Here is a 515-nt window from a genome sequence, read left to right as displayed (position 1 = left end):
TGCATCAAGTAACCGGTCTGCTTGCGCATTTCCCGGTAAAAATATTCCATACGCAGTGTCTGGTAGCGGCTGGCCCAGTGCCGGAACTGCTCCGGACTACAGAAAAAACGTTCATCATTCAGGCATTGTACTGGCAATTGCAGCTGCTGGCTCCAATACTGTTCAATCTGCTGCTGTAAACGATATTCCCCGCAGTGCGTAATGACCAGTTCTGTGACTGGTAAGAGTTGCTGTTGTGACTCTACGAAATCCAGCAGGCTACGAATCGGACTATCAGATTTAAAAGCATGGTAACGTACACGCCAGCCTTCTGCATTGAGTTCTTTGGCAAAATGACGCATGGCGCTAAAAATCAGGGCAATTTTCTGCGGATGATGGGCGACATAAGTGGCTTCCTCAACAACTTCGGCCATCAGGATCACATCCCTGCTACGATCTAGCGCTTTGAGCGTAGCAAGCTGATGATGAAGCTGGTCACCCAGAATTAAACCGAAACGCATAGCCATTCCAGACCC

1 protein-coding gene is annotated in these 515 nt (G+C 48.9%); it reads right to left on the bottom strand.

Annotation, left to right across the window (positions count from 1 at the left end; genetic code table 11):
- A partial coding sequence (locus tag OKC24_RS19910) for a cryptochrome/photolyase family protein (protein ID WP_265466315.1) occupies window positions 1–500 on the bottom strand: 500 nt, incomplete at its 3' end.
- Between the last annotated feature and the right edge of the window lie 15 nt (window positions 501–515).

Source organism: Acinetobacter entericus, from assembly GCF_026168575.1.
GTDB lineage: Bacteria > Pseudomonadota > Gammaproteobacteria > Pseudomonadales > Moraxellaceae > Acinetobacter > Acinetobacter bouvetii.
The sequence above is the reverse complement of the archived record's forward strand: the minus strand, read 5'-3'. Positions and strand labels throughout refer to the sequence as shown.